The sequence below is a fragment of the Pseudomonas sp. Ors-4-3C genome (assembly GCF_055755035.1).
In genome coordinates, this window is sequence record NZ_CM146900.1 from 2102922 (window position 1) to 2117627 (window position 14706).

A 14706-nucleotide genomic window follows, 5' to 3' on the forward strand; every position below is an offset into this window, starting at 1 on the left:
CGCGAGCAAGCCCGCTCCCACAGGGGATTGGTGTGATGTTGGGGATTGCGGTCAATGAACCTCTCCGGACCTTTCATCAAGCGCCCGGTCGCGACCATGCTCCTGAGTCTGGCGATCATGCTGCTGGGCGGTGTCAGCTTCGGCCTGTTGCCGGTATCGCCGCTGCCGCAAATGGATTTCCCGGTGATTGTGGTCCAGGCCAGCCTGCCCGGCGCCAGTCCCGAGGTGATGGCGTCCACGGTGGCGACGCCGCTGGAGCGCTCGTTCGGGGCGATTGCCGGTGTCAACACCATGAGCAGCCGTTCCAGCCAGGGTTCGACCCGGGTCATTCTGCAATTCGACCTCGACCGCGACATCAACGGCGCGGCGCGGGAAGTGCAGGCGGCGATCAACGCTTCGCGCAACCTGTTGCCGAGCGGGATGCGCAGCATGCCGACCTACAAGAAGGTCAACCCGTCGCAGGCGCCGATCATGGTGCTGTCGCTGACCTCGGACGTGCTGGAAAAAGGCCAGCTCTATGACCTGGCCTCGACCATTCTCTCGCAGAGCCTGTCCCAGGTGCAGGGCGTGGGTGAAGTGCAGATCGGCGGCAGTTCGCTGCCGGCGGTGCGCATCGAACTCGAACCGCAGGCGCTGAACCAGTACGGCGTGGCGCTCGACGATGTACGCAAGACCATCGCCGGGGCCAACGTGCGTCGGCCCAAGGGCTCGGTCGAAGACAGCGAGCGCCTGTGGCAGATCCAGGCCAACGACCAGTTGGAGAAAGCCAAGGATTACGAATCACTGATCATCCACTACAACAACGGCGCAGCCCTGCGTCTGAAGGACGTGGCCAAGGTCAGCGACGGCGTCGAAGACCGTTACAACAGCGGTTTCTTCAACGATGACGCGGCGGTGCTATTGGTGATCAACCGCCAGGCCGGCGCCAACATCATCGAGACGGTCAACGAGATCAAGGCGCAGTTGCCGGCCCTGCAAGCGGTACTGCCGGCCAGCGTCAAACTGAACCTGGCAATGGATCGCTCGCCAGTGATCAAGGCCACGTTGCACGAAGCGGAAATGACCCTGCTGATTGCCGTGGCACTGGTGATTCTGGTGGTGTTCCTGTTTCTCGGTAACTTCCGCGCCTCACTGATTCCGACATTGGCGGTTCCAGTGTCGCTGGTCGGCACCTTCGCGGTGATGTACCTGTATGGCTTTTCGTTGAACAACCTGTCGCTGATGGCGCTGATTCTCGCCACCGGGCTGGTGGTGGACGATGCGATCGTGGTGCTGGAAAACATCTCCCGGCACATCGACGAAGGCGTCAAACCGATGAAAGCCGCGTACCTCGGGGCCAAGGAAGTCGGGTTCACCTTGCTGTCGATGAACGTCTCGCTGGTGGCGGTGTTTTTGTCGATCCTGTTCATGGGCGGGATTATCGAGAGTCTGTTCCGCGAGTTCTCGATCACACTGGCGGCGGCGATCGTGGTGTCGCTGGTGGTGTCCCTGACGCTTACGCCGATGCTCTGCGCGCGCTGGCTCAAACCGCATACTCCGGGTGAAGAAAACCGTTTGCAACGCTGGAGCCGGCGGACCAACGACTGGATGGTCGGCAAATACGCCACCAGCCTCGACTGGGTGTTGCGTCATCGTCGTCTGACATTGCTCAGTCTGTTGATCACGGTCGGGGTGAACGTCGCGCTGTATGTCGTGGTGCCGAAAACCTTCATGCCGCAACAGGACACCGGTCAGTTGATCGGTTTCGTGCGCGGTGATGACGGCCTCTCGTTCAGTGTCATGCAGCCGAAAATGGAAACCTTCCGCCGCGCCGTGCTCAAGGATGACGCGGTGGAAAGCGTCGCCGGGTTCATCGGCGGCACCAACGGCACCAACAACGCCTTTATGCTGGTGCGGTTGAAACCGATCAAGGAGCGTCAACTCTCGGCGCAGAAAGTCATCGAACGTCTGCGCAAGGAAATGCCCAAGGTTCCCGGCGCTCAGTTGATGTTGATGGCGGATCAGGACCTGCAGTTCGGCGGTGGCCGCGAGCAGACCACTTCGCAATACAGCTACATCCTGCAAAGCGGCGATCTGGGTTCGTTGCGCGAGTGGTATCCGAAAGTCGTCGCCGCGTTACGGGCACTGCCCGAGCTCACGGCTATCGACGCCCGCGAGGGGCGCGGCGCGCAGCAGGTGACACTGATTGTCGACCGCGATCAGGCCAAGCGCCTCGGCGTCGACATGAACATGGTCACGGCGGTGTTGAACAACGCCTACAGCCAGCGGCAGATCTCCACGATCTACGACAGCCTCAACCAGTATCAGGTGGTGATGGAGGTCAATCCGAAATACGCGCAGGACCCGGTAACGCTCAATCAGGTGCACGTGATTACCGCTGACGGTGCGCGGATTCCGTTGTCGACCATCGCCCATTACGAAAACAGCCTGGAAGACGACCGCGTCAGCCACGAAGGCCAGTTCGCCTCTGAAGACATTTCCTTCGATATGGCCGAAGGCGTGACGGTGGAGAAGGGCAGTGCCGCGATCGAACGGGCGATTGCCAAGCTTGGTCTGCCGGAAGACGTTATCGCGAAAATGGCCGGCACCGCTGACGCCTTTGCCGCGACGCAGAAGAGTCAGCCGTTCATGATCCTCGGTGCGCTGCTGGCGGTGTATCTGGTACTCGGCGTGCTGTATGAAAGCTACATTCATCCGCTGACGATTCTCTCGACCTTGCCCTCGGCCGGCGTCGGCGCGTTGCTGTCGATCTATGCGCTGGGCGGCGAGTTCAGCCTGATCTCGCTGCTCGGGTTGTTCCTGTTGATCGGGGTGGTGAAGAAAAACGCGATTCTGATGATCGACCTGGCGCTGCAACTGGAGCGCCATCAGGGCCTGTCGCCGCTGGAGTCGATCCGCAGCGCCTGCCTGCAACGGCTGCGGCCGATTCTGATGACCACCCTGGCGGCGATCCTCGGCGCCTTGCCGTTGCTGCTCAGCCGTGCAGAAGGCGCGGAAATGCGCCAGCCATTGGGCCTGACCATCATCGGTGGGCTGATCTTCAGCCAGGTGCTGACCCTTTACACCACGCCTGTGGTTTACCTCTATCTCGACAAGCTGCGCCACCGCTTCAACAAGTGGCGTGGCGTGCGTACTGACGCCGCTCTGGAAACTCCGCTATGACTGACCGTTCGCTTTTCAATCTGGCCACTGCGCGCGGCTCGCGTCTTTTGAGTCTGTCGCTGTGCGTGGCGATGCTCAGTGCCTGCGCCGTCGGCCCGGACTATCAGCGCCCGCAGACCGCCGAGGTCGCGCAATACAAGGAGGCCAAGGGCTGGCGTCAGGCCAATCCGAGTGACTCGCTGGCCCGTGGCGCCTGGTGGGAGTTGTATGGCGATCAGCAGCTCAATGGCCTGATCGAGAAACTCAACAGCTCCAACCAGACCGTTGCGCAATCCGAAGCCCAGTTCCGTCAGGCCCAGGCTTTGGTGCGCAGTGCCCGGGGGGCGTTTTACCCGAACGTCGACCTGAGCCTGGGCAAAACCCGCTCCAGCCAGGGCACCGGCAGCAGCAGTTCGAGCCTGAGCAGTTCCGCCAGCGGCATTCGCGACACCTACAACGCGCAGTTGGGCGTGAGTTGGGAAGCGGATATCTGGGGCAAGTTGCGCCGTGGCCTGGAAGCCAACGAAGCCAGCGCCCAGGCCAGCTTCGCTGATCTGGCGGCGATGCGCCTGAGCCAGCAGTCGGAGCTGGTGCAGAATTACCTGCAACTGCGGGTGATCGATCAGCAGAAGAGGCTGCTCGAAGCCACCGTCACGGCTTACGAGAAATCGCTGCAAATGACCCAGAACCAGTACCGCGCGGGCATTTCCGGGCGCGATGCGGTGGCGCAGGCACAGACTCAGCTGAAAAGCACGCAGGCCGATCTGGTGGATCTGATCTGGCAACGGGCGCAGTTTGAGAATGCTATCGCCGTCCTCACCGGGCAGGCGCCGGCCGAGTTCAGCATTGCTGAAACCCAGAGCATTCCGAACCTGCCGCAGATTCCGCTGAGTCTGCCGTCGCAGTTGCTGGAACGCCGCCCGGACATCGCCTCGGCGGAGCGCTCGGTGATTGCCGCCAACGCCAACATCGGTGTGGCGAAAGCCGCGTATTACCCGGATCTGACCTTGAGCATGAGTGGTGGTTACAGCAGCAGTACCTCGAAAAATCTGTTGACGCTACCGAACCGTTTCTGGTCGGTCGGGCCGAAACTGGACTTGCCGATCTTCGACGGCGGCATCCGTTCGGCCGAGGTTGATCGGACCGAGGCGGTCTATGACCAGACCGTCGCCAAGTACCGCCAGACCGTGCTCGACGGCTTCCGTGAAGTGGAAAACTATCTGGTGCAATTGAAGGTGTATGAAGACGAAGCCGCTGTGCGTCAGGAAGCACTGGAGGCGGCGCGTGACTCGCTGCGCCTGACCCAGAACCAGTACAAGGCCGGGTTGATTGCCTACATCGATGTGGTTGTGGTGCAGGCCACGGCGTTGAGTAATGAGCGCACGGTGCTGAACATTCTGCAGAGCCGCTTGATCGCCAGCGTGCAATTGATTGCGGCGCTGGGCGGTGGTTGGGACGGACAACTGGCCAGCGAATAAATCGTGTAGGAGCTGCGGCACGCTGCGATCTTTTGATCTTTAAAACAAAGTCAAAAGATCGCAGCGTGCCGCAGCTCCTACAGGTTGTGATCGTTGTTCCAGAGCCTCGCAAAACCATCAAACAAGCGTTTCATCGGGTTGATGGCAAAATGATTACTTTGTCAGTGCGTTCTTCTGCGCAATCAGTACAATCGCCGCATTTGCCCGGCCGAGAATGGATGCAGTACGGCGCGGGTGGTTGCGAGAATCCCCATGCTCATCGGTAATTATTCCTTCACTCTGGTTTTCATTTCGTTGTGTGTGGCGATTCTCGCGTCCTACACCGCGCTCGACCTGACCGGGCGCATCGCCAGCGCCCGTGGGCGCGCAGTGCATCTCTGGACGGCGGGCGGTGCACTGGCGATGGGGGTTGGCGTGTGGTCGATGCATTTCATCGGCATGCTGGCTTTCAAGCTGCCGATCGATCTGGGCTACGACATGGCGATTACCGCGCTATCGCTATTGATCGCGGTACTGTCCTGCGGGTTTGCCCTGTGGCTGGTCAGTCAGCCGAAACTGCCTGTGTTGCAACTGGCCTTTGGCGCCTTGGTCATGGGCGCCGGCATCAGTGCGATGCATTACACCGGCATGGCCGCGCTGCGCATGACCCCAGGAATCGATTACGACCCGACGCTGTTCGGCGCGTCATTGCTGATCGCGGTGGGTGCTTCGGCAGCGGCGTTGTGGATCGCCTTCCGCTTGCGCCAGCAATCGCCGTATGTGCGCCTGATCCGCGGCGGCGCGGCGGTGATCATGGGCATTGCCATTGTCGGCATGCACTACACCGGGATGGCCGCCGCGCAGTTTCCCGCTGGCAGTTTCTGTGGTGCGACGCTTGACGGGCTCAAGGGCAATGGCCTCGACAATCTGGTGCTGATCACCACCCTGGCGGTGCTGTCGATCGCCTTGCTCACTTCGATTCTCGATGCTCGCCTCGAAGCGCGGACCGCCGATCTGGCGCATTCGCTGACCCTGGCCAACCGTGAACTGACGCAACTGGCGTTGCATGACACCCTGACCGGCCTGCCGAACCGCATGTTGCTGGACGACCGGATCAATCAAGCGATGAAAAAGGTTGAGGAACAGGGCGGCTGTTTTGCGCTGATGTTCATCGATCTGGACGGTTTCAAACCGGTCAACGATGCCTTTGGTCACCACATGGGTGACCAGTTGCTGCGCGAAGTCGGGGTGCGCCTGCGTGAAGACCTGCGCAGCCAGGACACGCTGGCGCGGATCGGCGGCGACGAATTCGTGCTGCTGGTGCGCCTGACCGAACCCGACGATGCCCTGAGCCTCGCCGCGCGCCAGGTCGGGTTGATCGCCCAGGCGTTCCGCGTGGCCGAGCACGACTTGCAGATATCCGCCAGCGTCGGCATCGCCTTGTACCCGGGCAATGGCCAGAGCGCTCAGGAACTGCTGATGAACGCCGACGCGGCGATGTATCACGCCAAGGGCGGCGGCAAAAACGGCTACAGCTTCTTTGATGCCTCGATGAATAACAACGCGCGCAAGCAACTGCAACTGTTGCAGGATCTGCGCGCAGCGCTGGAGCACGGTCAGTTCAGCCTGTATTTCCAACCCAAATTCGACGCCGCCAGCGGTCGTCCGGTCGGCGCCGAAGCGCTGCTGCGCTGGCAACATCCGACCCAGGGCATGTTGCTGCCGGACAAGTTCATCGATCTGGCGGAGAAAACCGGTCTGATCATCGCCATCGGCGAATGGGTGCTCAACGAAGCTTGCCGGCAGATGCGCGAGTGGTACGTGCTCGGTTACACCGACTGGCGAATCGCGGTGAACCTCTCGGCGTTGCAGTTCTGCCACGCGGGGCTGGTGCAGAGCGTGGCCAAGGCGCTGGCGACGCATCATCTGCCGGCCAACAGCCTGACCCTGGAAATCACCGAAACCACGGCCATGAGCGATGCCGATGCGAGCATGACGGTGTTGCAGGAGTTGTCGGACATGGGCGTCGACTTGTCGATCGACGACTTCGGCACCGGCTACTCGAGCCTGATGTACCTCAAGCGTTTGCCGGCCAATGAGCTGAAGATCGACCGCGGATTTGTCCGTGATCTGGAACACGACAGCGACGACGCGGCCATCGTCTCGGCCATCGTGGCGTTGGGGCAGGCGTTGGGTCTGCGGATCGTCGCCGAGGGTGTGGAGACCGGAATGCAGCAGGACTTCCTCACGCAGTTGGGGTGTGATTCGTTGCAGGGCTATCTGTTGGGGCACCCGATGCCGGCGGATGTGTTCCTGCAGAACATTGCCCGTGGAGAGGCTGTGGCGCCTGTCTGACAGCAGTCTGTGGCGAGGGAGCTTGCTCCCGCTGGGGCGCGAAGCGGCCCCCGCCTTTACTCGGTTGTACCGTGTTGGCCGGATTCGCGTCTGCTTCGCAGCCGAGCGGGAGCAAGCTCCCTCGCCACAAAAAACATCTCAGTCTCATACATGGTTTTGTCTTTGACAGAGCCCATGCAAAACCGCCCAATGGCGGTTATTCTTCCACCCGACTGTTACGTGTGCATTGGGGGGAAGGGCCAGCATGGATAAAGTCATTGTGATCACCGGTGGCGGGCGCGGAATTGGCGCCGCTACGGCGTTGTTGGCTGCCGAGCAGGGCTATCGGATCTGCATCAACTATCAGTCGGATGAACAGGCCGCGCAAAGCGTGCTGGAGCAAGTGCGGGCGCTGGGGGCCCAAGCCATTGCGGTGCGCGCCGATGTCAGTATCGAAGACGAAGTGATCGCGCTGTTTCAGCGGGTCGACACCGAACTGGGTCGGGTCACCGCGCTGGTGAACAACGCCGGCACCGTCGGGCACAAATCGCGGGTCGATGAAATGTCCGAGTTCCGCATTCTCAAAATCATGAAAACCAACGTGCTGGCACCGATCCTCTGCGCCAAACACGCGATCCTGCGCATGTCGCCCAAACACGGCGGGCAGGGCGGCAGCATCGTCAACGTCTCGTCGGTCGCGGCACGCCTGGGTTCGCCCAACGAGTACGTCGACTACGCCGCGTCCAAAGGTGCGCTCGACACCTTCACCATCGGTCTGTCCAAGGAAGTGGCGGGCGAGGGGATCCGCGTCAACGCGGTGCGTCCGGGTTATATCTATACCGATTTCCACGCGTTGAGCGGTGATCCGGACCGGGTCAGCAAGCTTGAGTCGGCGATCCCGATGGCCCGGGGCGGGCGGCCGGATGAGGTGGCGGAGGCGATTGTGTGGTTGCTGTCGGACAAGGCTTCCTATGCCACCGGGACGTTTGTTGATTTGGGAGGCGGGCGTTGATCTTTGAGATTTATATTGGCTGATCCGGCCTCTTCGCGAGCAAGCCCGCTCCCACAGGGTAAACGCATTCCAAAGGTGGGAGCGGGCTTGCTCGCGAAGGCGTCATTGGCAGCAACATCAATCTGTCAGAACGACCGCACAATCCGCCCCAACGTCTCCATCGCTTTCTCCGAATCCTCGGTCCACGGGCTGCCGTAATTCAACCGGATACAGTTCCGAAAACGCTGGGTCGGCGAGAAGATCGGCCCCGGCGCGATGCTGATGCCCTGCGCCAATGCCATCTGAAACAACTTCAGGGAATCCATCTGCGGTGGCAGTTCCAGCCACAGGAAATAGCCGCCCGCTGGCTGACTGACGCGGGTCTGCGCCGGGAAGTAGCGGGCAATCGCCGCGAGCATCGCGCTTTGCTGTTCTTCCAGGGCGTAGCGCAGTTTGCGCAGGTGGCGGTCGTAGCCGCCGTGTTGCAGGTAGTCTGCAATGGCCGCTTGTGCCGGCATCGAGGCGCACAGCGAGGTCATCAGTTTCAGCCGTTCGATTTTCTGTGCGTAGCGCCCGGCAGCGACCCAGCCGATGCGGTAGCCGGGGGCCAGGCTCTTGGCGAACGAGCCGCAGTGCATCACCAGCCCTTCCGTGTCGAACGCCTTGGCCGGTTTCGGCGCTTGCTGGCCGTAATAGAGTTCGGCGTAGACGTCATCTTCGATCAGCGGCACCTGATGTCGGCGCAGCAGTTCCACCAGTTCCTGTTTCTTCGCCTCGGGCATGGTCGCGCCCATCGGGTTCTGGAAACTGGTCATGCACCAGCAGGCCTTGATCGGATGGCGCTCCAGGGTCTGGGCGAGCACGCCGAGGTCGATACCGTCGCGCGGGTGCACGGGGATTTCCACGGCTTTGAGTTTCAGGCGCTCCAGCACTTGCAGGCTGGCATAGAACGCCGGGGCTTCGATGGCCACCAGGTCGCCCGGCTCGGTGACCGCTTGCAGGCACAGGTTCAGCGCTTCGAGGGCGCCGTTGGTGATCAGCAGTTCTTCCATGGGCAGCATCAGCCCGCCGACCATGTAGCGCAGGGCGATCTGCCGGCGCAGTTGCGGATTGCCCGGCGACATGTCGGTGACCACCATGCGCGGGTCCATCTCCCGTGCCGCACTGGCCAGCGAACGCGACAGGCGCTGCAACGGGAACAGGGTGGGGCTGGGGAAAGCCGAGCCGAAGGGCACGGTGCTCGGGTCTTTGATCGATTCGAGGACCGAGAACACCAGTTCGCTGACGTCGACTTCGGTGGAATCGTTGACGTGGCTGCTGATCACCGGCTCGGAAAACGGGCTTGGCGCGTGGGTGTTGACGAAGTAGCCGGAGCGCGGCCGGGCGCGGATCAGACCGCGACGTTCGAGCAGGTAATAGGCCTGGAACACCGTGGACGGGCTGACCCCATAGGTCTGGCTGGCGTAGCGCACCGATGGCACCCGTTGCCCGGGGCCGAGGACACCGGAGCGGATCAGTTCAGCGATGTCGTCGGCGAATTTTTCGTAGCGTTTCATCGGTATCCCGCGATGGACTGAATTCGGATTGCTTTTTGTGGCGAGGGAGCTTGCTCCCGCTGGGCTGCGTAGCGGCCCCAAAAGCTTGTGAGTGCTACGCACTCAAGCGGGAGCAAGCTCCCTCGCCACAGGTATCGCAGTGTCAAAAGAGGACAGCATCTTAAAGGCTCAGCGATTCATCGGCGCCACAAACCTGCTTTTCGCCACGCTATAAATCTCGGGCTCGTCGCTGTCGGCGATCTTGAAGCTCAAGGTCTGCGAGCTGCTGGCCGGGCGCTCGTTGGTCATTGCCACCGACACCGGCACATCGACGATCTCCCCTGGCGCCAGGCTCAGCTCGGTCTTGCCCTGTAACTGGAAGCCGTCGCCATCCACCAGGCTCAGGTTGTAGTCCTGACGCTGCTGGGTTTTGTTGATGACCTTGAGGGTGTAGATGTTCTCGATCTGGCCCTGACCGTTTTCGCGGAACAGCCCACGGTCCTTGGTCACGTCCAGCGAGACCATCGGCCGTTCGACCAAGGCCAGCGCCAGAGCGCCGATCATCACCAGCAGCACCGCGACGTAGCCGATCAGCCGTGGCCGCAGCAAGTGGGTCTTGCCGCCCTGCAATTCGCGCTCGGAACTGTAGCGGATCAAACCGCGCGGGTAGTTCATTTTGTCCATGATCGAATCACAGGCGTCGATGCACGCTGCGCAGCCGATGCATTCCATCTGCAGGCCGTCGCGGATGTCGATGCCGGTCGGGCATACCTGCACGCACAACTGGCAATCGATGCAATCGCCCAGTCCCGCTTCGGCGGGTTTCACGTCGCGTTTGCGCGGGCCACGGTTTTCGCCACGGGCGACGTCGTAGGAAATCGCCAGGGTGTCCTTGTCGAACATCACGCTCTGGAACCGCGCATACGGGCACATATGCATGCACACCGCTTCGCGCAGCCAGCCGGCATTGATGTAAGTGGCGGCGGTGAAGAACAGCACCCAGAACAGGCTGACCCCGCCGATTTGCAGGGTGAGCAGCTCTTCAGCCAGCGGACGAATCGGCGTGAAGTAGCCGACGAAGGTCAGCCCGGTCAGCACGCTGATCGCCAGCCACAGGGTGTGCTTGGCTGCACGCCGGGCCAGTTTGTTCAGGCTCCAGGGCGCCGCTTGCAGTTTGATCCGTTGGTTGCGCTCGCCTTCGGTGACTTTCTCGCACCACATGAAAATCCATGTCCACGAGCTCTGTGGGCAGGTGTAGCCGCACCAGACCCGGCCGGCGAACACGGTGATGGCGAACAGGCCGAACGCGGCAATGATCAGCAGCGCCGAGAGCAGGATGAAATCCTGCGGCCAGAAGGTCGCGCCGAAGATGTGAAATTTGCTTTCGGCCAAGTCCCACAGCACGGCCTGACGACCGCCCCAATTCAGCCACACGGTGCCGAAGAACAGCAGAAACAGAAATCCCGCGCCGCTCATGCGCAAGGTGCGGAACAGGCCGGTGAAACTGCGGGTGTGAATGTGATTGTCGGTGGAGCCGGCCTTCGCCTTCATCGGGCGACCAGGCACATTTTTTATGGTGGGGCTTGCTTCTACGGTTCGGACGGGGATTTGTTCGCTCATGGTCGTTCGCTCATCAGCCTCCATCAGGCGGATGAACTATGAGCGCCGAACTGTTTGCATAACAGGCTCAGCTATTTGAATAAAAAACGTATCAGATGGCTTCTGGCCCGCGCCCTGCGACAACTTGAAGCAGCCCGCAGACGCAGGCGCAAACGCCTATCGCAGGCGTCTGCACCGGGTGTTGATCAGGGTCAGTCAAATCACCGAATCACTCTCGTCGGCCTTCAGATGCTTGCGACCATCCTTTGCGCCGGCGACGGTCAAGGCATCAGCTTCCGCTTCGGTGATGTAAACGCGCCGACTTTCAATTTCCACAAACGACATGGCCTTTTCACTATCTGTTTTGACTTCCAACGTATCGCAAATGCGAATTTCCTCGCCATTTTCGACGATGAAAAAACACACTTTTGCTTCGGGATTGGATTCATCGATTCGAACGGGCATGGGGCTGTCCTTTTTTCTCGGGTGTCTGAAAGGTTAGGGCGCACGCTTTGCCGATCGTTCTGCGCAACTGATTAATGGTCGCCGCTGTCCATCCACTGACGACATATAAAAAGGACGGAGCGATGAACGCTTGGTGGGATGAAGTGTGGGAAACGCTGCAAGCAGAATTCGCTGACGTCGGCGATGCCTCGCAACTGACACGCATCACCGTGCGCCTGTTGATGGCAGCGGTGCTGGGCGGGATTCTCGGTTTTGAACGTGAGCACAAGGGCAAGGCCGCCGGGGTGCGCACGCACATGCTGGTGGCGCTCGGCGCGGCGTTGTTTGTGCTGGTGCCGCAGACTTCAGGGGCTGAATCCGATGCGATGAGTCGGGTGTTGCAGGGCGTTATTGCCGGGATCGGCTTTTTGGGTGCCGGGACGATTCTGAAAAATCAGGAAGGCGATGAAGGCCATGTCAGAGGGCTGACCACGGCGGCCGGGTTGTGGATGACAGCGGCAATCGGGGTGGCGGCCGGCCTGGGCAGGGAGGCGACGGCGTTGCTCAGCACGTTGTTGGCGTTGGGGGTTTTCAGCGTGATGCCACGAGTGGTCAGGTTGTTCGAGAAGGACGGCGAGAAAAACCAACACCTGTAACCGATCGTTCCCATGATGGATGGGAACGATCGATTGGGTCCTTAGACGATCACCGGCGGCATCGTCGTCGGCGGCTCTTCCTTCGGCGGTGGCGTGGTGCCCGGTGGTTCCTGTTCGGGGATCGGCTGCGGCTCGGTCTCGGGCAGCGTGGGTTTGTCGATGTTCGGATCAGGCGTTTCGGCCGGGATCGGGATGTTCATCTGTAGACCTCCGTGTGGCACATGGCGTGAGAAGTGCTTAAGTGGATTGACCACCATGTGATGAATTCGATCCGCTTTTTTGTCCAGGCAAATCCCTGTGAACTTTTCCCCGCGCCGGTCGCTCGGAACCTAAGTCAGTTCAAGTCGGGGCCGGTGCCTCGTTGTGACCACCGATCCGGCACAAGAGCGTCCTTGGGGCGTTAAGGAGAGATGCTCGATGTCTGCTGAAAAACCTTCAGAGCAGAGCTACAACCCGCATATGCCGCTGTCGCAGGCGTTGTTGCTGCCGCGCATCGTGATCGAAAACACCATGCCGACTCTTGATGGCGGCCAGTTTGCGGTCAAGTCGATTGCCGGTCGCGACGTCGTCGTCACCAGCAAAGTGTTTGCCGACGGCCACGACAAGCTCGCGGTACGCATCCGCTGGCACGAGGAGGGCGCAGAGGCCTGGCAGAGCGAGGTCATGAACGACCTCGGCAACAACAGTTGGGAAGGGCGCTTTCGCCCCGAGCATCAAGGACGCTTTGTGTTTTGCGTCGAAGCCTGGATCGATCATTTCGCCAGTTTCCAGTACGAACTGGAGAAAAAGCACAACGCTGCCGTCCCGGTTTCATTGGAGCTGCAGGAAGGCCGCAGCATGGTGCAGCAGGCCGCCGAGCGCAGCGAAGGTCAACTCAGCGAACAACTCGCCGCGTTGCATCATGAATTGTCCGGCCTGCTCGAAACTGAGCAGGTGGCGCTGTTTCTGCACCCGCGCAGTGCGCAATTGATGGCCCAGGCCGATCACCGCGCGTATCTGAGCCTGAGTGCCGAATTCCCGATGGACGTCGAACGGGAACTGGCCGAGTTTGCCAGTTGGTACGAGCTGTTTCCGCGCTCGATCACCGACGATCCCACCCGTCACGGCACTTTCAACGACGTGCACGCGCGTCTGCCGATGATTCAGGACATGGGCTTTGATGTGCTGTATTTCACGCCGATCCACCCGATCGGCCGCGCCCACCGCAAGGGGCGCAACAATTCCCTGACGGCCGGCCCGGATGATCCAGGCAGTCCGTACGCAATCGGCAGCGAGGAGGGTGGTCATGAGGCGATTCACTCGCAGCTCGGTACCCGCGAAGACTTCCGCCGGTTGGTCGCCGCTGCCGCTGAGCATGGCCTGGAAATCGCCCTCGATTTCGCCATCCAGTGTTCCCAGGATCACCCGTGGCTCAAGCAGCATCCGGGCTGGTTCAACTGGCGCCCGGACGGCACGATCAAATATGCGGAAAACCCGCCGAAGAAATATCAGGACATCGTCAACGTCGACTTCTATGCGCCGGAGGCGATTCCCAGTCTGTGGGTCGAGCTGCGCGATATCGTCGTCGGTTGGGTCAACGAAGGTGTGAAGATCTTTCGCGTCGACAATCCGCACACCAAACCGCTGCCGTTCTGGCAATGGCTGATCGCCGATGTGCGGGCACTGCACCCGGAGGTGATCTTTCTCGCCGAGGCATTTACCACTCCAGCGATGATGGCGCGCCTGGGCAAGGTCGGTTACAGCCAGAGCTATACCTATTTCACCTGGCGCAACAGCAAGTCCGAGCTGGCGGCCTACTTCACCGAACTCAACGAGTCGCCGTGGCGCGAATGCTACCGGCCGAACTTCTTCGTCAATACGCCGGACATCAACCCGGCGTTCCTGCATGAGTCGGGGCGACCGGGGTTTCTCATCCGCGCGGCGCTGGCGACCATGGGCTCGGGGCTGTGGGGCATGTATTCCGGTTATGAGCTGTGCGAAGCGGCGCCGGTACCGGGCAAAGAGGAATACCTCGATTCGGAGAAGTACGAGATCCGCGTCCGCGACTTCAATGCACCGGGCAACATCATTGCCGAAATCGCCCAGCTCAACCGCATCCGCCGGCAGAACCCGGCGCTGCACACGCACCTGGGGCTGAAGGTCTACAACGCGTGGAACGACAACATTCTGTACTTCGGCAAGCGCAGCTTCGACGGCAGCAACTTCATTCTGGTGGCGGTGAGCCTCGATCCGCACAACGTGCAGGAAGCCAGTTTCGAACTGCCGCTGTGGGAGATGGGCCTGCCGGACGACGCGACGACCCACGGTGAGGACTTGATGAACGGGCATCGCTGGGACTGGCATGGCAAGTACCAGTTCATGCGGATTGACCCGGCGTATCAGCCGTTCGGGATTTGGCGGATTACTGCCGCGTAAGACACACACCGACCCCTGTAGGAGCTGCCGAAGGCTGCGATCTTTTGCCTTTGATTTTTTAGAAGCAAGATCAAAAGATCGCAGCCTTCGGCAGCTCCTACAGAAGTATCAGCACGATCACATTATGTGCAGAG

10 protein-coding genes are annotated in these 14706 nt (G+C 60.9%); 6 read left to right on the plus strand and 4 right to left on the minus strand.

Translation table 11 applies throughout. From position 1 onward, the window contains the following. The first annotated feature begins 54 nt into the window (after positions 1 to 54). The 4 genes from ACVHNU_RS09380 (at position 55) to ACVHNU_RS09395 (ending at position 7944) form a co-directional block, all read left to right on the plus strand. Positions 55 to 3162 (plus strand): efflux RND transporter permease subunit, encoded by a 3108-nt coding sequence (locus ACVHNU_RS09380; protein WP_003224503.1) that lies wholly within the window; start codon positions 55 to 57, stop codon positions 3160 to 3162. Further along, entirely contained in the window at positions 3159 to 4619 is a 1461-nt protein-coding gene (locus tag ACVHNU_RS09385) for an efflux transporter outer membrane subunit (protein WP_473019538.1), read from the plus strand. Before ACVHNU_RS09380 ends, ACVHNU_RS09385 begins: the two co-directional genes overlap by 4 nt. Before the next feature lie 252 nt (positions 4620 to 4871). Beyond that, a complete protein-coding gene (locus ACVHNU_RS09390; RefSeq protein ID WP_262141689.1) occupies positions 4872 to 6953 on the plus strand; it encodes a putative bifunctional diguanylate cyclase/phosphodiesterase in 2082 nt (693 codons plus the stop codon). 244 nt (positions 6954 to 7197) lie between these two features. Further along, positions 7198 to 7944 carry an SDR family oxidoreductase gene (locus tag ACVHNU_RS09395; RefSeq protein ID WP_003224509.1) on the plus strand — a complete coding sequence of 249 codons (747 nt, stop codon included), beginning with the start codon at positions 7198 to 7200 and terminating at the stop codon, positions 7942 to 7944. Positions 7945 to 8069: 125 nt separating this feature from the next. On the opposite strand, the gene mapR is transcribed toward ACVHNU_RS09395, so the two are convergent. From mapR to ACVHNU_RS09410, 3 genes are all read right to left on the minus strand, one after another. Continuing rightward, positions 8070 to 9479: a GntR family transcriptional regulator MpaR gene (gene mapR / locus ACVHNU_RS09400; protein ID WP_008087199.1), complete on the minus strand. Its 1410-nt coding sequence runs from the start codon at positions 9477 to 9479 to the stop codon at positions 8070 to 8072. A gap of 168 nt (positions 9480 to 9647) precedes the next feature. Beyond that, positions 9648 to 11078: a cytochrome c oxidase accessory protein CcoG gene (ccoG, locus tag ACVHNU_RS09405; RefSeq protein WP_262141690.1), complete on the minus strand. Its 1431-nt coding sequence runs from the start codon at positions 11076 to 11078 to the stop codon at positions 9648 to 9650. 195 nt (positions 11079 to 11273) lie between these two features. Then, a complete protein-coding gene (locus ACVHNU_RS09410; protein WP_003224515.1) occupies positions 11274 to 11522 on the minus strand; it encodes a DUF3203 family protein in 249 nt (82 codons plus the stop codon). A gap of 122 nt (positions 11523 to 11644) precedes the next feature. On the opposite strand from ACVHNU_RS09410, the gene ACVHNU_RS09415 reads away from it, so the two are divergent. Beyond that, positions 11645 to 12157, plus strand: a complete 513-nt coding sequence (locus ACVHNU_RS09415) for an MgtC/SapB family protein (RefSeq protein WP_338801799.1) — start codon at positions 11645 to 11647, stop codon at positions 12155 to 12157. Positions 12158 to 12198: 41 nt separating this feature from the next. On the opposite strand, the gene ACVHNU_RS09420 is transcribed toward ACVHNU_RS09415, so the two are convergent. Continuing rightward, the gene (locus ACVHNU_RS09420; protein ID WP_003224520.1) at positions 12199 to 12357 is read right to left on the minus strand and encodes a hypothetical protein; all 159 of its coding nucleotides are present in this window, start codon (positions 12355 to 12357) and stop codon (positions 12199 to 12201) included. A 217-nt stretch (positions 12358 to 12574) separates the two neighbouring features. Between ACVHNU_RS09420 and ACVHNU_RS09425 the strand changes: the two genes are divergently transcribed. Then, positions 12575 to 14572, plus strand: a complete 1998-nt coding sequence (locus tag ACVHNU_RS09425) for an alpha-1,4-glucan--maltose-1-phosphate maltosyltransferase (protein WP_473019539.1) — start codon at positions 12575 to 12577, stop codon at positions 14570 to 14572. The last annotated feature ends 134 nt before the right edge of the window (positions 14573 to 14706 follow it).